This is a genomic window from Clostridium chauvoei (genome assembly GCF_002327185.1).
GTDB classification, from domain to species: domain Bacteria; phylum Bacillota; class Clostridia; order Clostridiales; family Clostridiaceae; genus Clostridium; species Clostridium chauvoei.
Genome location: NZ_CP018624.1, coordinates 1,170,260 through 1,191,332 on the forward strand (window position 1 = coordinate 1,170,260; position 21,073 = coordinate 1,191,332).

At 24.8% G+C, this 21,073-nt stretch carries 16 protein-coding genes and 1 pseudogene; 9 read left to right on the forward strand and 8 right to left on the reverse strand.

Annotated elements, in window-relative coordinates; translation table 11 throughout:
• Positions 1–74: 74 nt before the first annotated feature.
• From BTM21_RS05575 to BTM21_RS05610, 8 genes are all read left to right on the forward strand, one after another.
• A complete protein-coding gene (locus BTM21_RS05575) occupies positions 75–578 on the forward strand; it encodes a hypothetical protein (RefSeq protein ID WP_021875696.1) in 504 nt (167 codons plus the stop codon).
• A 70-nt stretch (positions 579–648) separates the two neighbouring features.
• Complete coding sequence (locus BTM21_RS05580; protein WP_021875695.1) at positions 649–3,900, forward strand: DEAD/DEAH box helicase; 3,252 nt, start codon at positions 649–651, stop codon at positions 3,898–3,900.
• A gap of 61 nt (positions 3,901–3,961) precedes the next feature.
• Positions 3,962–4,756, forward strand: coding sequence for a class I SAM-dependent methyltransferase (locus tag BTM21_RS05585; RefSeq protein ID WP_021875694.1), 795 nt, complete (start codon positions 3,962–3,964; stop codon positions 4,754–4,756).
• Positions 4,757–4,875: 119 nt separating this feature from the next.
• Positions 4,876–7,530 carry a DNA mismatch repair protein MutS gene (gene mutS / locus BTM21_RS05590; RefSeq protein WP_079481361.1) on the forward strand — a complete coding sequence of 885 codons (2,655 nt, stop codon included), beginning with the start codon at positions 4,876–4,878 and terminating at the stop codon, positions 7,528–7,530.
• A gap of 15 nt (positions 7,531–7,545) precedes the next feature.
• Positions 7,546–9,459, forward strand: a complete 1,914-nt coding sequence (gene mutL, locus BTM21_RS05595; RefSeq protein WP_021875692.1) for a DNA mismatch repair endonuclease MutL — start codon at positions 7,546–7,548, stop codon at positions 9,457–9,459.
• A gap of 33 nt (positions 9,460–9,492) precedes the next feature.
• Positions 9,493–10,428 carry a tRNA (adenosine(37)-N6)-dimethylallyltransferase MiaA gene (gene miaA / locus BTM21_RS05600; RefSeq protein ID WP_021875691.1) on the forward strand — a complete coding sequence of 312 codons (936 nt, stop codon included), beginning with the start codon at positions 9,493–9,495 and terminating at the stop codon, positions 10,426–10,428.
• A gap of 40 nt (positions 10,429–10,468) precedes the next feature.
• Positions 10,469–10,699, forward strand: coding sequence for an RNA chaperone Hfq (gene hfq, locus BTM21_RS05605; protein WP_021875690.1), 231 nt, complete (start codon positions 10,469–10,471; stop codon positions 10,697–10,699).
• Positions 10,700–10,857: 158 nt separating this feature from the next.
• Positions 10,858–12,135, forward strand: a complete 1,278-nt coding sequence (locus BTM21_RS05610; RefSeq protein WP_096145371.1) for a methionine gamma-lyase family protein — start codon at positions 10,858–10,860, stop codon at positions 12,133–12,135.
• A 27-nt stretch (positions 12,136–12,162) separates the two neighbouring features.
• On the opposite strand, the gene BTM21_RS05615 is transcribed toward BTM21_RS05610, so the two are convergent.
• Both BTM21_RS05615 and lexA read right to left on the reverse strand, forming a co-directional pair.
• On the reverse strand, positions 12,163–12,747 hold the full coding sequence (locus BTM21_RS05615) for a metalloprotease family protein (protein WP_021875688.1): 585 nt from the start codon (positions 12,745–12,747) through the stop codon (positions 12,163–12,165).
• Between the two features lie 75 nt (positions 12,748–12,822).
• Positions 12,823–13,437 (reverse strand): transcriptional repressor LexA, encoded by a 615-nt coding sequence (gene lexA / locus BTM21_RS05620; RefSeq protein ID WP_021875687.1) that lies wholly within the window; start codon positions 13,435–13,437, stop codon positions 12,823–12,825.
• 173 nt (positions 13,438–13,610) lie between these two features.
• Here lexA and BTM21_RS05625 point away from each other — a divergent pair, with 173 nt between their 5' ends.
• Positions 13,611–13,994: a hypothetical protein gene (locus tag BTM21_RS05625; protein WP_079481360.1), complete on the forward strand. Its 384-nt coding sequence runs from the start codon at positions 13,611–13,613 to the stop codon at positions 13,992–13,994.
• 67 nt (positions 13,995–14,061) lie between these two features.
• Here BTM21_RS05625 and BTM21_RS05630 read toward each other — a convergent pair whose 3' ends face one another.
• The 6 genes and pseudogenes from BTM21_RS05630 to BTM21_RS05655 all read right to left on the reverse strand — a co-directional run bounded on the left by BTM21_RS05630 (position 14,062) and on the right by BTM21_RS05655 (position 20,980).
• Positions 14,062–15,015 (reverse strand): tyrosine recombinase XerC, encoded by a 954-nt coding sequence (locus tag BTM21_RS05630; RefSeq protein WP_242944855.1) that lies wholly within the window; start codon positions 15,013–15,015, stop codon positions 14,062–14,064.
• A gap of 1,013 nt (positions 15,016–16,028) precedes the next feature.
• Positions 16,029–17,495, reverse strand: a complete 1,467-nt coding sequence (locus tag BTM21_RS05635; RefSeq protein WP_021875684.1) for a DUF2828 family protein — start codon at positions 17,493–17,495, stop codon at positions 16,029–16,031.
• Positions 17,496–17,689: 194 nt separating this feature from the next.
• Complete coding sequence (locus BTM21_RS05640) at positions 17,690–17,875, reverse strand: hypothetical protein (protein WP_021875683.1); 186 nt, start codon at positions 17,873–17,875, stop codon at positions 17,690–17,692.
• A 22-nt stretch (positions 17,876–17,897) separates the two neighbouring features.
• Complete coding sequence (locus BTM21_RS05645) at positions 17,898–19,022, reverse strand: DHHW family protein (RefSeq protein WP_242969959.1); 1,125 nt, start codon at positions 19,020–19,022, stop codon at positions 17,898–17,900.
• A gap of 15 nt (positions 19,023–19,037) precedes the next feature.
• Positions 19,038–20,416: pseudogene (locus tag BTM21_RS05650) on the reverse strand (MBOAT family O-acyltransferase).
• A 75-nt stretch (positions 20,417–20,491) separates the two neighbouring features.
• Complete coding sequence (locus BTM21_RS05655; RefSeq protein WP_021875679.1) at positions 20,492–20,980, reverse strand: DUF4358 domain-containing protein; 489 nt, start codon at positions 20,978–20,980, stop codon at positions 20,492–20,494.
• Between the last annotated feature and the right edge of the window lie 93 nt (positions 20,981–21,073).

Consider the following 21,073-nt stretch of genomic DNA (forward strand, 5'->3'; position numbering starts at 1 on the left):
TTCCATTAAATACAGATTAAAATTAATATACCCCTATAGTATAATAATAATATATTATTATGCGGGGGTATATTATGCTTTATGAGGAATTAAGCTCTACTGAAATAGGTAATTTAACTAATTATATATGTAAGTTTAAAGATAATATGATTTTTTCAACATTTATTTTAAAAGAAAACAGTTGTAGTATATCAAAAATAAAAAACAATTTAACATTAGAATTAAAAAATATATCATATTTTTCTAATGGACAAGCCGCCTTTCTAATTTTATTTAAATTTAGTGATAATGATAAATTAATTTATGGAAGATGGTTTAATTATGCCGATAAGAATCATAGAGAAAACTTAGAGATGCTTTTATTTCAAAATGAAATACCTATTACTATAGTAGATGAAAATAATAAGAGTATTTGTACAGTTTGGTGTTCAAATATCTTAAAAGATGGTATAAAACAACATATAAAAAAAGCAAGTAGATTACACATAGAATCTACTAAATTTAAAGAATTTACATCTTCTATAGAAAGTAAATTTAAAAATATAATAGATATCTGGAAAGAAAGTAAAATAGATTAAATTTAGAGAAGTAGCACAGACTACTTCTTTTTGTTATAATTAAAGGATATTCAAAATAGAGGAGATTATAATGATAAAACAAACATTACTAGAAAACTTTAATAGAGATACTTCAGGCAGAAATCACATAGCTGGAAAAAGAGTATTTGAAAATGATCTTATATCTAACTTCTCTATAAATTTAGAAGAAGATCTTATACATTTAAAAGGTAATGTAATTTCTGAAAAATTTATTAGTGAATATTCTACTGAAATAGAAGTTGATAGCTATAATAAATCTATAATATCAACGTATTGCACTTGTAAAAATTATGAAAAAAATGAATTTAATAAAGATAATTATTGCTGTAAACATTTAGTAGCAACTTTTTATAAGTTTCTCCAAGAAATAGATAAAAATAAAGGATTGAAAGATAAATTATATTATAAGAAAGATACTTTAGGTATATTTAAGAAAAATACAAGTAGTATTCTAAATATATTATTACCTGATAATAAAAACTTAGATGAACTGAAGATAGAAGTTTTTATTAATAAAAAAGGCTTTAATAATAAAATTACTGCTGATTTTAAAATTGGTGTTAAAGGAATGTCTTCTAATAAATTATATGTTCTTAAAGATTTAAATCAATTTTTAACTGCATATTATAATAAAATTCCAGTTAAATATGGTAAAGATTTTACTTTTGATATAAAAAAACAAAAGCTTTCAACAAAAGATAAAAGACTTTTACATTTTATAGAACAACTTAAAGAACTGGATAATACTTCCGCATTTAATAGAAGACAGGATAAGTATGTAGATGGTAAATCTATAATAATTCCTAAATATTTATTAAGAGATTTTTTTAATATTATAAAAAAACATCGTATTTACTTAAATGAGGGTTTTTATTTAAGGCCAGTAGAAGGAGAAATATTATTAACTTCTCCTGAAATACAATTTGATTTAAAACTTATACAAAATGAATATATCTTAAATATAGGTGAAGGATTACCTGATGTTTTAAGTGAAAATGGTGACGTATTTTTATTTGGAACCACTATTTACTTACCAAACTATGATTTTTGTTATAAAATTGCACCCTATTTAGAGGTATTTAGTAATACAAGAAGTATTTCTATCCCTAAGGATGAAGAAAAGAAGATTTTGATAAGACTTATACCTGAAATTAACTTATTATCAAAAGATCTTTCAATATCAAAAAACATTAGAGATAAAGTTGTATCAGAACCAGTAGAATTTAAGTTCTATTTTGATAAAGAACAAAATAATATTTCCTTAGTTTTAAAAGTTAAGTATGGTAAATATGAATTTAATATATTTGATGATTTTGAAAAAAAGATAATTTACAGAGATTCTAAGAAAGAAGAAGAAGTGTTATCTATTTTAAGATCATTGGGATTTGATGCTCATACAAATAAGTTCTATTTAGTAATGGGAGATGACTATATCTTTAGATTTTTTAAGACTGAGATAGAAAAACTACAAAATTTAGGTGAAGTATTTTATTCAGAGAATTTTAAAGGACTTAAAAATATATCTTCTAAAAATATTAAAGGAGAAATAAGAGCAGGTAAATATAATTATTTCGAAATAGAATTTAAAATAGGTGATATTAGTCCAGATGAAAGTACTAATATATTAAGAGCCTTTAGAGATAATTTAAAATATTATAAATTAGTAAATGGTGAGTATTTAGATTTAGAGCAATTAGAATTAAATAACTTTTTACATCTTTTAGATATAGTATCAAATGTTGATGAAATAGAAAATAATATAATTTCTTTTGACAAAAATAAGGGAGCTTTTATAGATTATTACTTAGATGAAAAGAAAATAAGATATGTAAAGGGAAAAAAAGAGTTATCAGAAATTAGAAACAAATTTAAAGATATTAATAAACTTAAATTTAAGGAGCCTAAAGATTTAAATGCTCAGTTAAGACCTTACCAAAAACATGGATTTAATTGGCTTAAAACTTTAGAATACTTGGGTTTTGGAGGTATATTAGGGGATGAAATGGGCCTTGGAAAGACTCTTCAAATGATAAGCTTTTTATTATCAAATAAAGATAAGTCAACCATAGTTATTACACCAACTTCTTTAGTTTATAATTGGAATTTAGAATTTAAAAAATTTGCTCCTTCTATGAAAATAGCAGTAGTTAATGGGGCAAAAGATGAAAGAGAAGAAATTATAAAAAATAGAGATAAATTTGATGTACTATTAACAACATATAATCTTTTAAAAAGAGATTTGGATTTATATAAAGACATAGATTTTGATTATTGTATTTTAGATGAAGCTCAATATATAAAGAATAATAATTCTCAAAATTCCAAAGCTGTAAAAATGATAAAAGCAAATAATAGATTCGCTTTGACAGGTACTCCTATAGAAAATTCCTTAATGGAATTATGGTCTATATTTGATTTTATAATGCCTGGATATCTTTATGATGAAAAAAGATTTAGTGTACGATATCATAAAAAACTTAAAGAGAGTCCAGAAATTTTAGAGGATTTAAATAGACTTATTAAACCATTTATATTAAGAAGATATAAAAAGGAAGTTATAAAAGAATTGCCTAGCAAAATAGAAAAAAGACTTATTGTCCCATTAAATGAAGAACAAAAGAAAATATACGGAGTATATTCTAAACATGCTATAGAGCTTATTTCTAAAAAAGTAAAAGAAGATGAATTTAAAAATAGTAAAATTGAAATATTATCATATATAACAAAATTACGACAATTGTGTTTAGATCCATCAGTTTTAATTAATGATTATACTGCTGGAAGTGGTAAAATAGATGCCCTTCTTGAACTTTTACATCAAAGTATAGAAGAAGGACATAAAATTCTTGTGTTTTCACAGTTTACATCAATATTAAAAAATATATCTTTAAAATTAAAAGAAGATAAAATAAAATATTGTTACCTTGATGGTTCTATTCCTGCTGATAAAAGAATGCCTATGGTAGAGGAATTTAATAATGGTGATATACCTGTATTCTTAATAAGCTTAAAAGCTGGAGGAACAGGACTTAATTTAACTTCTGCAGATATAGTAATTCATTTTGATCCTTGGTGGAATCCTGCTGTTGAAGATCAAGCAACTGATAGAGCCCATAGATTAGGTCAAAAGAACGTAGTAGAAGTGATAAAAATGATTGCAGAGGGAACTATAGAAGAAAAAATTGTTTCTCTACAAGATGAAAAAAGAAAGTTAATATCAAAATTAATAGGAGAGGACTTAGCAAGTTCAAAAGCTTTAGTTTCTTTAAGTGAAGATGAGATTTTAAATCTATTTAATTAAGAACAATTATAAATTCTAATTAGTATACTACAAATAAATAGACTTTAATTTGGAGGTACTAATGTCATATAGTGATATATATAAATCTTTAGGACTTAATACAGAAATTGAAAGACTAAAAAAACAAGCATATATGGGATGGGATAGAGAAATTAATATGCTTAAGTTCTTAGGTCTAAAAGATGGAATGAAAATTCTAGAAGTCGGTAGCGGTCCTGGATTTGTCACCGAACTTTTACTTAATGAATTTAAAAATAGTAGTGTTATATCTTTAGATGTAGATAAAAATCTTATGGATATTTCAAAAAATAGATTGAAAAATATTTTTAATGAAAGATTAGGATTTGTACAAGAATCAATATTAAATACTTCCTTTAATGATAATACCTTTGATTTTGTATTAGTTAGATTTGTATATCAGCATATTAATAATACTAATACTGCAACTAAAGAAATATATAGAATTTTAAAACCAGGTGGGAAAGTAGTTATAGTAGATATAGATAATGGAATATGGGGAGTTACAAATCCTGAGCTAAAACTAATTCCATATTTAAATAATAACCTAGCTAAATTTCAAAATAGTTCTGGTGGTGATAGAAATATAGGTAGAAAGCTTATCAAGTTATTAAAGTACTCTGGATTTACAAATCTAGATTTTCAAGTAGTAGCAAAGCATAGTGATATTTTAGGTATGGATAAATTTAAAAATTTAAGTAGTATTCCGAATGCTGATAGATTTATGGTAAATCCTCAAATATCAAAAATTATTTCAAGCTATAACAATTTCTATAATTCTAAAGATTCTACTATAATTTTGTTAATTCTTATGGCTTGTGGTGAAAAACCTAATTAATAAGATACGGGCTATTTATTTAATGGCTCGTATTTTCTTAATTATATAACTCTTATTTTAAAAATAGTTTTGTGATAGAATATGATTATATTAATTTTTATATAGACGGAGGATTGAAAATGGCATTAACCCCAATGATGAGACAATATCTTGAGATAAAGGAAAGATATTCTGATTGTATACTTTTCTTTAGACTTGGAGATTTTTATGAAATGTTTTTTGAAGATGCAAAAACAGCTTCAAGAGAACTTGAATTAGTATTAACAGGAAGAGATTGCGGATTAGAAGAAAGAGCACCTATGTGTGGTATTCCATTCCATGCATCTACTTCATATATATCAAGACTTGTAACTAAAGGATATAAAGTAGCTATTTGTGAACAAGTTGAAGATCCAGCAGTAGCTAAAGGAATCGTTAAAAGGGATGTAATAAAAGTTATTACGCCTGGTACATATACAGAACAAAATAATGATAGTGAGTATAAAAATACATATATACTATCATTATACGAAGATGATGAATATTTTGGTATAGCTTCTTCTGATATATCAACAGGAGAATTTAAAACAACATCATTTAAAAATTTAAAATCTACTTTATTTGATGAAATTTCAAAAATAAATCCTAAGGAAATTATAGTTGATTTAAATATTAGTGAATTATTATTAAATGAAATATCATCAATAAATGGTGCATTAATAACTAAGAGGAATTTAAAAGATTTTCATTGTACAGATAATGAGCTTATTGAACAATTTAGTGAGGTAGAAATTATAGGATTACATAATAGTTCAAAACTTGCATCTTCCGTATTACTTAAATATATACATGAAACACAAAAAATAAGCTTAACTAATATAAATACGCTTGAATATTACGATATAGTAAATTATATGACTATAGATGGTAATTCAAGAAGAAACTTAGAGTTAACAGAAAGCCTTAAGGAAAAATCTAAAAAGGGCAGTCTAATTTGGGTGTTAGATAAAACAGCTACTTCTATGGGGGGGAGATCTTTAAGAAAATGGATAGAAGAGCCTCTAATAATAAAAAAGGAAATAGAAAACAGATTATTAGGTGTTGAAGAGTTAACAACTAATCTTTCTTTTAATGATGACTTAAGAACAAGTCTAAAAGATATTTATGATATTGAAAGAATTGTTGGTAAAATATCAAATAAAAATGTTAATGGAAAAGATTTAGTATCCTTAAAAATTTCTCTTGAGAAACTTCCAGGAATTAAAGAGCAACTTAAAAACTGTACATCACCATTACTTAAAACTTGGTTTAATGAATTAGATGAGATTAGGGATATTAAAGATTTATTATCAAAATCTTTATTAAATGATCCATCTATTGCATTAAAAGAAGGAAACATAATAAGAGATGGATATAATAAAGAAGTAGATGAACTAAGAAAAGCTAAATCCCACGGAAAAGAGTGGATAGCTTCTCTTGAAAGTAAAGAAAGAGAGTTTACTGGGATTAAATCTTTAAAAGTAGGCTATAATAAAGTATTTGGATACTATATAGAAATATCTAAAGCCAACTATAGCTCTATTCCTGAAGGAAGATATGTAAGAAAACAAACTCTTTCAAACGCTGAAAGATTTATTACACAAGAGCTTAAGGAAATGGAAGAAAAAATCTTAGGTGCTGAAGAAAAGTTAGTTGCATTAGAATACGAACTTTTTATAGAAATTAGAGAAAAAGTTGAAAAGGAAATTTCAAGACTTAAAAAGAGTGCTAAGATTATAGGGAATTTAGATGCTTTATCTACTTTAGCTTTAGTTGCAGTAGAAAATGATTATGTAAAACCTAATATTAATGAAGATGGAATAATAGATATAAAAGATGGTAGGCATCCAGTTGTAGAAAAAGTAATTGGAAATGGAGAGTTTGTCTCTAATGATACTAGCTTAAATCAAAAAGAAAATCAGTTGCTACTAATTACAGGGCCTAATATGGCGGGTAAATCGACTTATATGAGACAAGTCGCATTAATTACACTTATGGCTCAAGTAGGGTCCTTTGTCCCTGCTAGAGAGGCTAATATAGCCATATGTGATAAAATTTTTACAAGAATAGGTGCCTCTGATGATTTAGCTGGTGGTAAATCAACTTTTATGGTAGAAATGTGGGAAGTTTCTAATATATTAAAAAATGCAACATCTAAAAGTTTAGTTTTATTAGATGAAGTAGGAAGAGGAACTTCAACTTATGATGGACTAAGTATAGCTTGGTCAGTAATTGAGTATATTTCTAAAAATAAAAATCTAAAATGTAAGACATTATTCGCAACGCATTATCACGAGTTAACTAAGCTTGAGGGAGTAATAGACGGAGTTAAAAATTACTCTGTAGCAGTAAAGGAAATAGAAGATAACGTAATATTCCTTCGTAAAATAGTAGAAGGTGGAGCAGATCAATCTTATGGTATCGAAGTAGCTAAACTTGCTGGATTACCTATAGATGTTATTAATAGAGCTAAAGAAATTCTTCAGTCTTTAGAAAATACTACAGATTTAAATAAAAAAACTGAAAATAAATCTGAATCTGAATCAGTTAAGTCTGAAATTTCTATAGATACATATAAAAAAGAAGAAGAAATCCTTAAAAAGGATATAGGAAATAATTATCAAATGGATTTTACTATGATAGAAAAGGAAAATCTTATAAATATAATTTCAGATGTAGATGTTATGGGACTAACACCTATGGAAGCTATGAACACCTTATATAAATTTGTATTAGAAGCTAAGAAGTTTAAGTAAATTTGAGGTGGTTTAATGAAAAGAATAAATTTACTAGATGAAAATACATCAAATAAAATAGCTGCAGGAGAGGTTGTTGAAAGACCTTCTTCTGTAGTTAAAGAATTAGTAGAGAACTCAATTGATGCTAACTCTAAAAATATAATTATAGAAATTGAAGATGGGGGAAGCTCATTAATTAGAATAATTGATGATGGTGATGGAATCCATAAAGAAGATATAAATAAAGCATTTCTTCCCCATGCAACATCTAAAATAAAAACAGTTGAAGATATATATTCTATAAATACCTTAGGATTTAGAGGAGAAGCACTTCCATCTATAGCATCAGTATCAAAAATAACATTAAAAAGTAAACCAAATGATGAGGATTTTGGCAGAGAAATTAAAATAGAAGGTGGAGAAATACTAGGAACTAGTGATATTGGTATGAATAAAGGAACCTTTATAGAGGTAAAAGACTTATTCTATAATGTTCCTGCTAGAAAGAAGTTTTTAAAATCAACTTCAAGAGAAGCAGCTTTAATAAATGATATAATTACTAGAATAGCATTATCTAACGCTGAAATATCTTTTAAATTATATAATAATGGCAAAAAGTTAATTCATACTTATGGAAATGGAAATCTAAAAGATGCAATAAGAACCCTTTATAATAAAACAATTAGCGATAATATAATTTATTTTGAACATCATGAAGATGAAATCTCTTTATATGGGTATATAGGAAAAGAAGATATTGCACGAGGCTCTAGAAATAATCAAAGCATCTTTGTCAATGGAAGATATATCAAAAATAAAACTATTGTTGTTGCTATAGAAAATGCATTTAAATCTTTTTCTACAGTAAATAAGTTTCCTTACTTTGTATTATTTATAGAAGTATATCCAGAATTTGTAGATGTAAATATACATCCAACCAAAGCAGAAATAAAGTTTAAAGATGAACGTTTAATATTTAAAAAAGTATTTGATTCTGTCCATGGAGCTTTTAAAGAAGAAGTATTTAATACTTTTAAAATTAATGAACCTGATGTTAATAAAGATAATGATAATACTATAGAAAACTTAGCTTTTGATATGGATTATAAAGAACCTCTATATGAATATGAGAAGAAATTAAATATTCCATTATTTCAAAATGTAGAAGAAGAGAAAAAAGAAATAATTAATATTGCTAATAATATAACTAAAGAAGATATTAAAAAGGAAGAAGATATTTATAATAGTTTACGTAATTTAAAAGACCATAAAGAATCTATCTCTATACCTGTTGATTTACAATCTAATAATAAAGAATTAGCTGTTAATGAGAATTCATATTCTATAAATGAAAAACTTAATCCTAAATTTCCTAAACTTAAAATAATAGGACAGTTTAATAAAACTTATATTTTAGGAGAATATGATGAAGTTTTATATATGATAGATCAACATGCAGCACACGAAAAAATATTGTTTGAAAAATATTTAAATAATATAGAAAATGGAAGTATAGTAGTTCAAACATTACTAATACCAACATTAATTGATTTAACTATAGATGATTATAGTTACTATGAAGAAAATGTTGAAATCTTTAATAATGCAGGGTTTACAGTAGAAAACTTTGGTGGAAATACTTTATCTTTAAAAGAAGTACCTTATTTTTTAGGAAAACTTGATGCCAAAAGGTTATTTTTAGAAATATTAGATAATCTAAAAATATTAGGTTCAGGGAAAACTACAGAAGTAAAATATAATAAAATAGCAACTATGGCTTGTAAGGCTGCTGTTAAAGCTAATGATTATTTAAATGAAATGGAAATAGAAAAATTAATAAACGATTTAAGATATATAGAAGATCCCTTCCATTGTCCTCACGGGAGACCAATTATAATTAAATTCACAGGATATGAACTAGATAAAAAATTTAGAAGAATAATTTAGTTTAAAACATTAAAATTTTATAAGGAGAATAGGATGAAGGATAAAGTATTAGTTATTGCTGGTCCTACTGCAGTGGGAAAAACAGAGTTATCAATAAAACTTGCTAAAGAGCTTAATGGAGAAATTATTTCAACAGACTCAATGCAAATATATAAATATATGGATATAGGCTCAGCTAAAATATCGCAAGAAGAAATGGATGGAATAAAACATCATATGATAGATATTATAGAGCCTGATAAAGCGTTTTCGGTTTCTGATTATAAAGACATAGCATCAAAATGTATAGAAGATATTTTAAAACGAGGAAAGTTACCTATTTTAACTGGAGGAACTGGACTATATATAAATGCTCTTACATGTAATATGAATTTTACAGATGCAGGAAATGATAAAATTTATAGAGATTTTCTTGAAAAATTAGCTGATGATAAAGGAAATGAATATATCCATGAAATGCTAAAAGATATTGATTCTATAAGTTATAATGAAATACATTATAACAACAGAAAAAGAGTTATTAGAGCTTTAGAGGTATTTAAATTAACAGGTAAACCCTTTAGTTCTTTTAATTCAGGAGAAGACTTCTATAAAGGGAATTATGATGTTTTCTATTATGTACTTAATATGGATAGAGCTATGTTATATGATCGTATAAATAGAAGAGTCGATATAATGATGGAAAAAGGTTTATTAGAAGAGTGTATAAAATTAAAGGAAATGGGATATAATTCATCTATACAATCAATGCAAGGTATAGGTTATAAGGAGATTTTATATCATATTGAAGAAGGTATTCCTTTAGAATCTGCTGTAAATATGGTTAAACAAGGTTCAAGAAATTATGCTAAAAGACAATTAACATGGTTCAAAAGAGATCCTAGAGCTAAATTTATAAATAAAGATACCTTAAATGATGATCAAATATTCAGAAAAATCATTAGTGAAATTAATATTAATTATGTATAATAAACTATATACATAATTTTATTCTTAGGAGGTGTGTAATTTGAATAAAGGATTAAATAATCTACAAGATATTTTTCTAAATGAAGCAAGAAAAAATAGAATTCCAGTAACTATCTATTTATCAAATGGCTTTCAACTTAGAGGTTTTGTAAAAGGCTTTGATAATTTCACAGTTGTTTTAGATTGTGATTGCAAACAAATGCTAGTTTATAAACATGCAATTACTACAATTACACCAGGGAAATCAATTTTATTTAATGAATCAGAATAAAAAAGGCAAATTTAAATTTGCCTTTTTTTAGTACACATTCTATTATATAGGGTGAATACTAGTTAAATACACTATTCTATGTTATTATATTTAAAGTAATATAAATGCCTATTTAAAGAGAGGAGGAACTACATATTAATTTATGTAGTGCTATTTAAATGTTAAACTTAACAGAAGAATTAATGAAAAAAACTTATAATTTTAAAAAAGAAACCTTAGATTTATATGGAAAAGCTCTTAAAGATGTTGAAGAACAATTTAAGATATATAATGAAATAAGAGAGTATAATCAACTTAAAGTATTAAATGCATTCCAAGAAGAAAGAATTAGTGATTCACATTTTACTAATTCATCTGGATACGGATATGATGATATTGGAAGAGATTCATTAGATAAAGTTTATGCAAGAGTTTTTAATACTGAATCAGCTCTTGTAAGACCTCACTTTGTTAATGGTACTCATGCTATTGGATGTGCCTTAATGGGGAATTTAAGAACTGGAGATACTATGCTTGCTATTTCAGGTGCACCTTATGATACACTACATAATATAATTGGTATTAGTGGTAAAGAAAATATAGGTTCACTAAAGGAATATGGTGTTAAATATAAACAAATTGATTTATTAAAGGGTAAATTTGATTTAGAAAAAATAAAAGAAGCTTTAATTTCTGATAATTCAATAAAGCTTATTCATATACAAAGAAGCACTGGATATGGATGGAGAAATTCATTTTTAGTTTCAGAAATAGGAGAAGTTATTAAATTTGTTAAAGATTTAAGAGATGATGTTACTATCTTTGTAGATAATTGTTATGGAGAACTTATTGATACAATAGAGCCTACAGATGTAGGAGCTGATCTTATAGCTGGATCTTTAATAAAAAATATAGGTGGAGGAATCGCTCCAACAGGAGGTTATATTGCTGGTAAATCTAAATATGTAGAACAAGCAGCATTTAGATTAACAACTCCTGGAATAGGAGGGGAGTGTGGCTCTACTTTTGGAGTAATGAGACAACTATATCAAGGGTTATTTCTTGCTCCACATATAGCTATAGAAGCCGTAAAAGGCGCTATATTCTGTGCTAAAATAATGGAACTTGCAGGATTTGAAGTATTACCTAAACCTACTGATAAAAGAAGTGATATAATACAAGCTATAAAGTTTGGAAATAAAGAAAATCTAATTAATTTCTGTAAGGGAATACAAAAAGGTTCTCCGATAGATTCTTTCGTTGAATGTGAACCTTGGGCTATGCCTGGATATACAGATGAAGTTATAATGGCTGCAGGTGCTTTTATTCAAGGTTCATCAATTGAATTATCTGCAGATGCACCTATAAGAGAACCATATATAGCTTATTTACAAGGTGGGTTAACTTTTGATCATGCTAAAATAGGCGTATTAATAGCTTTAAATAATATATTATAAAAATAAAGGCAAAGAAATTCTTTGCCTTTATTTTTCGTTATAATACAATTTTTCATCTTTCATATATATTTTAGAATTATTAGGTGTATTTTTAACTATTAAAAAGAAATTCATAAAATCTTCAGCAGATATTATTGCATTTACAGAAGCTAATACATAAAGATATATGCTAAAACCAAGTATATAACTAATTATAGTAGGAATGATAGTTAATAGTAGTAAAGGCATAGCTAAAGTTAAAAGCATCCTTCCTTTGCTAATTTCTATATTAGAATAAGCATAAATTGATAATCTTTTTAAATTATATCTAATAATAACACTTTCTGATAAACAGTTAGGTAAAATTAAAGAATGAATAAATTCATGTAGCATCATAATTATATAGTAAGTTAAAGCAAATAATATTAAAAAACTAATCCCTGTATAAATAACCTTACCAGTACAATAGGAGAGACTATAGCCAAAACCGAAAGCATATATACTAGCTATAAAAGTCCCTGTTAGAAGTTTTATTGATTTAAATTTATTATCATGCAACTTAGTTATTGATTTAATAGATATAGAATCGATATCATTATCAAAGCTTTGGTTATTATTCTTTAATATTTTCATGTTTTTTCCTCACAATCTAAATAAATTTATATAAAAAATAAGAGTCATATATTAAAATATATGACTCTTAAAATACTAATATGCTCTAAATATACCTATTAACTTACCAAGAATTTTACAATTGTCTACAATTATTGGTGCCATAGTATCATTTTCAGGTTGAAGTCTAATATGATTATTTTCTTTAAAAAATCTTTTTATAGTTGCTTCATTATCTATTAATGCTACGACTATATCTCCATCATTAGCAGTTGCTGATTTTTCTATAATAGCTAAATCTTTATCATTAATACCAGCTTTAATCATACTTTCACCTGTAACTCTTAGAATAAATAATTCTTCATTATGTTTTATATACTCTATAGGTAATGGGAATGTATCTTCTATATTTTCAGTAGCTAAAATAGGAACTCCAGCAGTTACTCGTCCTATTATAGGTATATTAATCATTTCTTTTTTATTTAAGGAATTACCTAAAATCTCAACAGCTCTAGGCTTAGTTGGATCTCTTCTTATAAGTCCATTATTTTCTAATTTTTTTAAATAACTATGTACTGTAGATGTAGATTTTAAAGAAACAGCAGCACATATTTCTCTTACTGATGGGGGATATCCTTTGTTCTCTATATATAACTTTAAAAATTCATAAATTTCAAGTTGTTTATCTTTTACTTTTAATGATTCTCTCATAATATATCACCTCGCTCTTTCTAAATATTATAACATAATTTTTACAACAACTCAAACTTATGTTCTTAACTTTTTAGAATTATTCCTGTTCAATTTGATGTTTTAATAAACTTTTGTTATAATGAAATTTGATTGTTTTAAACAATTATTATAAATTATTAGGTGGTGCAATTATGAAAAAAGATAAATACACTGAAGATGATTATTGTGATTTAAATAAAAATAAAATATGCGATAACTGTGGTAAATGTTTAGAAGAACAAGGCGTAGATATAAGAGCTATAAATATAGAGGATATTGCAAAAACTGTAGAAGAAAATGAATATTTAGAAGCTGAATTAAAAAAAGCTCTAGAGGAGGCTAAAATTACTGAAAACAATTCCCAAATAGCTCAAACAGCAGAAGAATTTCTAAAAGAAAATGAGTCTGACTCTGAATATATAGATGCTTTTGATCATATTGAGTACTTAGAGGATGGAGATTTCTTTGATGAAATGAATTTAGAAGAACTTACTGAGGAAGTATTTCCAGGTGTAAGAAAGTTAAAATCTAAATAATTAATAAAACTACCATTAACTTGGTAGTTTTATTTTTAACTTTACATAATAATTAATACGTATAACTTTATAATTTTGATAGAGGATTTGATTTAGCGGCATCTCTTAAAGTTTCATCATCTACATGAGTATAAATTTGAGTTGTAGATATATTTTCATGACCTAATATATTTTGTAAGCTTCTAATATCAACATTTCCATGTTTATACATAAGTGTAGCAGCTGTGTGTCTTAATTTATGAGGAGTATATTTATTATCTATAAATCCCGCATTTTTTATATGTTTTTTCACTAAAAGTTCAACAGTTCTTTTATTTATAGGTTTATTACGAGAGGAGAGTAGAAGAAAGTTTTTTTCATTATCTATAACCTTAGAATCATCTCTAACAGCCATATAATTTTGTATAGCTTTTAAACAAGCATCATTTAAATATACTGTACGTTCTTTATTACCTTTTCCTATTATAGTTAATGTATCTCCTTTGATTTTATTTATTTGAATAGAGCATAATTCTGAAAGTCTCATACCACAATTTAAAAATAAAATAAGAATACAATAATCTCTTTGAAAATTATTATCATTTCTATCTAAAGAGTTTAACAAATCTATACTTTGATCTAAGGTTAAATACACTGGATGACGTTTATTTATCTTAGGGGATTCCAATTCTAATGTAGGGTTTTCTTCAATAATTTTAGCTTTTACATTTAAAAATTTAAAAAAAGATTTTAAAGTAGCGACTTTTCTAGCTCTTGCATAAGTTCCATTATTTCTTTGTTTTTCAACATAAGCTAAAAATGCATATATGTCAGTTAATTTAACATTCTTTATAAAACTATTATTTATATCAGAAATATCAATTTCTTCAAATTCCATATTTTCATCTATTATAAATCCTTTATATACTTTTAAAAATCTAAAGAATAATGTTAAATCAACTTTATAACCCGCAACAGTATTAGTAGATTTACCTTTAATAGTTTCTAAGTAATTTAAAAAATCAACAACACACTCTGGCATTTTTTCAGTTTCAGATATTTGAATACCAAACTTAGACGCTATGTTAGTTGTATTTGAATTTGATTTTTTAACAGAATCGAAAACTAAATCAATGTTTTTAGCTTTAGTTTTTTTAGCTTTTTTGCTAGTTTTGTTAAGTCCTAATTCTTTTAGCCAATTCTGAACATTTCTCACACCTGTATCATATATGGTAGCTATTTGACTAGTTGTTAGTTTTTGTTTCTCAACTAATATATATAGATCTTTAATTATGTATTTGTATCCACGTTCTGAATTTAATTCATAATAGTTTTTAAAGATTTTATCTATCTTTTTTAAATCAGAATTATTTAATTCTACTGATAATAACTCCTTAATTTTGACTTGGTAATCAAAATCTTTATATTTATATGTTTTATTTCGCGAATTATTCATTTTTTATACCTCCGATACCTTGTAAACCCTTGATTTTATTATATCATAGCCATTTTTATTTTTCAATATAACGAACTTCACTAAATGTATATTTAGCGAAGTTATTTTTATGAAATTATATATAATTAAAGATATTTATTAATCTAGTACTTATATTTTAATTTTAGACTTTATATTAATAAAAGATTTTTTAATTACACTTATAAATGAATCTAACAAAGTTATATTAGCTCTTATTAAAAGCAAATTACTAATTCATTATTGCTAAATCAATTTTATCGATAAAATAAATTTTAAAATTAATTTAATTGAAGTTAAGTATATTTGATTTATTTTGAAATTCATTTTGTAATATAAATTAGAATAATGTTATAAAACATAATTTTATATATTTTACAATATAAAATTGCTATACAGTATTAATGAATAATTATATTCACACATTAATTAACAATTGTTAATTAATTACAAATTCGAATTTATGAACAAGACCCTTTGGTAAATTGTAATTATTTCCCAAATTATCTAAAGTGGTATTTTACCATATTATTTGTTATGTAAAGTAATTTTTATAGACACTCTTAGAGCGTCTATAAAAATTATAATATAACATCTTCATACATATCTTCTAAAGTTTTTATCAATAGCATTTCCTCAGAAACCTCTTCCCCTTTTATAGATAACTTAAACAACTCTTTACTATATCCAGTTATTAAAACATTTTCATTTATATTTTTAATGTTCTTTTCTTTATTAGAATCATCTATTATCCAAATTTTTATCTTAGGTATTAAAAATTTAGCTAATTTCCATTTTTCTTTAATATTTTCTTGTATCTTATTATCTAAATAATCTTTGCAAGTTGGATCATCTGATATAACAAGAATGTTTTGAGGTAATTCTTTATGATTTAACCCTTCTTTTAACGCTGTAAATAATAACATATCCAACGCAGCACTTATATTACATTTAGCAAAAGAGTTTGTATAATGAATATTTTTAATTTGTTGTTGAAAACTATTACATCGAATCTTTCCAAACTTAGGATTTTTATCAAAATACATATAATAATCTTTAAATCTATTTGTATTAAATTTATGATACATAAGAATATTGCTTATAGCAATTTCAAAAGCCTTTTTATAATTATTGCACCCTATTCCACTAACAGCAATAATTATAAAAGTATCTTTAATATAAGGTGTATAGTTATCGCAAACCATATTCCATAGATTAGAATAAATATCATTGTTATTAGAGTTGGTATTTTCTAAAAAATCACTTATGATGTCAACAGGAGTTTGATTTAATGTTTTTTCATTGAAATTAATATTCTTAGTTTTTTTTATTTTCTCAATACTTTTTAAATATTTCTTAAATTCATTTCTGTCATTTCTTATAAAAGCTTTTTTATATCTAATTATAGTCTCTAAGGAGAAATTAAAATATTTTATATCTTCATATTTTTTTCTACTAAGTATATTTTCTATAATACCTATTTTTCTTCTAAGACTACTTAAAATCATCCTATATTCTTTAGAAGAATAACCTAATAATTGTCTAGTTCTTTTAGCTAATTTTCTTGACTCCTTGGATGAGGTATTTTCAGATTTTAACCATTTCCCTAATGTTGTTGGACTTTTACAGTTTGAATCTAATAATATCTGTCTTTTAAAAATTGAAATAACATTATCCTCTAAGGGAGTATAAAATAAGGCATAAAAATCATCCCATCTTCCATATTTAGGTATGAGATGTAGATTCTTTCTAATATCATCTGGGTATGTCAATGCTAAATACTTAATTAACACTCTAAAGATTCTTCTCTCCCCTAGTCCATTTTCTTTATCTCTTACATAAAATAAGGCTTTCATGGATAATGATTTATTTGAAAAAAAAGCTCTCCTAAAGACTTCAATTATATTATCTTCCTCTGAATTTCTAAGTCTTTTAGCTACTTGAAGAAATTCAAGAATAGCAGATGTGTCCTCATCATTTTGTAAGTCTTCTATAGCAGATACTTTGTATAATCCTTCTCTAAATTTACTTATAAAATTACGTGCCATACTATCATCCCTTCTCTATTGTTTTACAAGACACTAACTATTTATAATAAAGGAGATTGTGTATAAAAGCTGTATGTGTCTTTAACAAGATACTATTTTTCACAAGTAATTAATTATATAGCTGTTAGTATCTTAATGTTATAAATATATGAATAAATATTATCTATTAGAACAAAAAAAGTGCCTATTGGCACTTAGTTTTTTTCTTGTATTTTTATTATTAGAGATTTTTTTATTAATTCAGATTTAGAAAATCCCCCTTTAAAAACTCTTATTTGTTTATATTCTACTTGATTTAACGTAAAATCTAAAATATCTATCCTATCTCCTTTATAAATTAAAGGCTCTCTTTGCCCTTTTATCCCAATATGTATTTCCATTATTATTCCTCCCCCATTTACATTAATATTTGAGTTTTGATATATTAACATCATCAGCTATATTTATAAAATTATACATTATTAAAATATCAGTAAAAGAGTTTTCTCTCATAAATTCACTTAATTTTTTATTATAACTTCTCAAATCTATTACGTATATTTCTTCAAAGTTATAAATTAAAAAATCAATAAAACAATTAGAATAAGAGTCTTTAATGACTAATAGTTTTGTTTTCTTCCTATCATTACTTATATCATTATTTTTTATAATTGTTAATCCATTGTTGCCTCTTAAAAAAGCTGAATACTTATCTCTTTTATCAAATTTATTTAAATCATGTAATCCCTTATAACTTTTACCATCTATTAGTATATCTAGATTATCATTTTTAAAATATGTTATAGTATCACTAGATGCATTAAATAACTTAGCTTTTGAAAAATAACTTCCATAAAAATCAGCTACAGTATTTTGTGTTAAGTTATCTACATCTATTGGTTTTAATTGTAAAGATTTTATATACTCACAATAAGCAATATAAGCTCCGTAACTAGTCCAATGATGATCAGTCTTATAATATATATAATTATCTTTATTTTTAATAAGTGGAGTTATAAGATCTGGTATGTTTATATAGTTTTTATAATAACCATTAATCTGATTTATTATCTCTTTTTGATCTACTAATTTTAAACCCACGGGAATTTGTTCACTATATATAGCATAAGAATTTGGTATTATCATTAACGTTGAGTTTATTTTAAAATCACCTAAGAAATTATCTATTATTTCTAAATTAGAGATTAATCTATCCTCATTTAAATTTTGATACTTTTCAAACATAAAATTATCTTTAGTATATACTATACCATTATTTTCATACTTCCCTAAAGTATATTCTATTCTTGATTTTAAATCAATCCAATAATCCCTAAATATAAATTGATCATTAATATACTTATTATACTCATTAAAATAATCATTGTAAAATAAATTGTATAATGTAAATCCAGGCTTTTTAGATAGAGATCTATTTTCAACTTCAGAAAAGTATTTAATTGGTTCTATTAAATCAAAAATAGTAAGACTTACAATTATTAAAATAAAAAATAGTACTAATGGGTATTTAAATATTCTATTTAACATTTAACCTTTCCTCCACTAAAATCTAAAATATAAAAAAGGATTATATGTAGAATCTACAAGATAGGCTATAGATAATATAAATAAAATTAACATTAAAATAGATTTCAATAGTTTTATTTTTCTATATTTAATATATATATTTCTAGGTAAGGGGATTGCAAAAATAAAAGCAGTAAAAATCATTATGATATAATTTTTTAAGTAATATATATATAATCTATACCGCCTTTAAAAACAAAGAGTCTTTTTAAAAACAATGTAAGATTGCTTAAGTCGCTTATGGCAAATATAGAAAATCCTATTATAAGAAAAAATATTACATAAATATGTGATATTATTATATGTTTATCTAAAAATTTTATAAATCCTGCTTTTTCAATAGATATTAAAATAAAGAATAATATTCCCCATATTATAAAATTATATTCTGCTCCATGCCAAAGACCTGTTAAAACCCATACTATTAATAAATTAAAGTACCTTCGTTTTTTAGATACTCTATTTCCTCCTAATGGTATATAGACGTATTCCTTAAAGCAAGATCCAAGAGTAATATGCCACCTTTCCCAAAATTCTTTTATACTTCTAGATATAAAAGGATAATTAAAATTATTTGGAAAATCAAATCCCATCATTTTTCCAAGTCCTATTGCCATATGTGAATATCCACTAAAATCAAAGTATAATTGAAATAAAAAAGCTATAATAGAAATCCAAGCTAAAGGAGTAGAGATATTATTAAATCCTAATAAATTAACTTCATCCCAAAGCATTCCTATGTTATTTGCAATAAGTACTTTTTTTGCTAACCCTACAATAAAATACTCTATTCCCTCTTCAAATTTTTCTAATGTTGTATTCCTTCTTTTTAATTGTTTGTTTATATCAGTGTACTTAACTATTGGTCCTGCTATTAACTGAGGAAATAGTGCTACAAAAGCAGCAAAATCAATAATATTTTTTTCAGCCTTTACTTTACCTTTATATACATCAATACTGTATGATAATGTTTGAAAGGTATAAAAGCTTATTCCTAAGGGTAATGTTAAATACATTTTTGAAATTGAGGTATTAAAAATAATGTTCAAATTCTCTATAAAAAAATCTATATATTTAAAGAAAAATAATATACCTAAATTAAACACCAAAGAGATTATTAACATAAATCTACATAACCTTTTATTTTCTCTATTTTTTTCTATTAGATTTGAAACTAAAAAATCTATTAATGTAGAAATAATAATAATCGGAAAATATTTAGGCTCTCCAAAAGAATAAAATAATAAACTCAAAATGATTATACAAAAATTCTTAAACTTTTTTGGTGTTAGAAAATAAGAAATTATCGCAAAGGGTAAAAATCTAAATATAAATACAATACTACTAAAAACCATATTATCACCTATTTATATAAATCAAAAGCTAGATATTAAGCGTTAACTTAACAATCTAGCTTTTACTAACTCAATTTATTTTTTTGTTTCAAAACAACTATATACAGCTTTTTCTGCTGCTTTTATATCATCATTTATTAATAAAATAACGTAATTACCTTTTACTAATATCTTACCATTAGCTGCTTTTTCTTTTTGATCTGGTAAGTATTGTTCAAAAGATTTTTGAACATCTAATAACCTATTCTCTAAAGATTTTTTCACATCATCTACCTTACCTTCTTTAGCTTTTACAATTACAGTATTATCTGCTGAATTCATTACCATAGCACTTTTTATATAATAATCTTCTATATCATCTAAATTTAAATGATATATATCTTTAGCCATTTCTTCATCAGCTTCCATTGGCATTTGCATTGGTGCAGCCTCTTCTACTTTTGTTATTACATCTTTAAGTGATAAATTATCTTTCAATTCATTTCCACCACTCTTATCTGAACATCCTGCAATAATAACTTCAAGAGTAAATATAGATAATAAAATCATACCTAGTTTTTTCATAATAGCCCCCTAATTTATATAGTATTATAAATATAATATTTATTATGTACTATATTATATTATAAACATATACTTTATTAAATAGCCCTAGTA

Coding starts and splice junctions, on each gene's coding strand:
- BTM21_RS05575 (WP_021875696.1), top strand. CDS start 75: ATGCTTTATGAGGAATTAAGCTCTACTGAAATAGGTAATTTAACTAAT.
- BTM21_RS05580 (WP_021875695.1), top strand. CDS start 649: ATGATAAAACAAACATTACTAGAAAACTTTAATAGAGATACTTCAGGC.
- BTM21_RS05585 (WP_021875694.1), top strand. CDS start 3,962: ATGTCATATAGTGATATATATAAATCTTTAGGACTTAATACAGAAATT.
- mutS (WP_079481361.1), top strand. CDS start 4,876: ATGGCATTAACCCCAATGATGAGACAATATCTTGAGATAAAGGAAAGA.
- mutL (WP_021875692.1), top strand. CDS start 7,546: ATGAAAAGAATAAATTTACTAGATGAAAATACATCAAATAAAATAGCT.
- miaA (WP_021875691.1), top strand. CDS start 9,493: ATGAAGGATAAAGTATTAGTTATTGCTGGTCCTACTGCAGTGGGAAAA.
- BTM21_RS05610 (WP_096145371.1), top strand. CDS start 10,858: ATGTTAAACTTAACAGAAGAATTAATGAAAAAAACTTATAATTTTAAA.
- BTM21_RS05615 (WP_021875688.1), bottom strand. CDS start 12,747: ATGAAAATATTAAAGAATAATAACCAAAGCTTTGATAATGATATCGAT.
- lexA (WP_021875687.1), bottom strand. CDS start 13,437: ATGAGAGAATCATTAAAAGTAAAAGATAAACAACTTGAAATTTATGAA.
- BTM21_RS05625 (WP_079481360.1), top strand. CDS start 13,611: ATGAAAAAAGATAAATACACTGAAGATGATTATTGTGATTTAAATAAA.
- BTM21_RS05630 (WP_242944855.1), bottom strand. CDS start 15,015: ATGCCAGAGTGTGTTGTTGATTTTTTAAATTACTTAGAAACTATTAAA.
- BTM21_RS05635 (WP_021875684.1), bottom strand. CDS start 17,495: ATGGCACGTAATTTTATAAGTAAATTTAGAGAAGGATTATACAAAGTA.
- BTM21_RS05640 (WP_021875683.1), bottom strand. CDS start 17,875: ATGGAAATACATATTGGGATAAAAGGGCAAAGAGAGCCTTTAATTTAT.
- BTM21_RS05645 (WP_242969959.1), bottom strand. CDS start 19,022: ATGTTAAATAGAATATTTAAATACCCATTAGTACTATTTTTTATTTTA.
- BTM21_RS05655 (WP_021875679.1), bottom strand. CDS start 20,980: ATGAAAAAACTAGGTATGATTTTATTATCTATATTTACTCTTGAAGTT.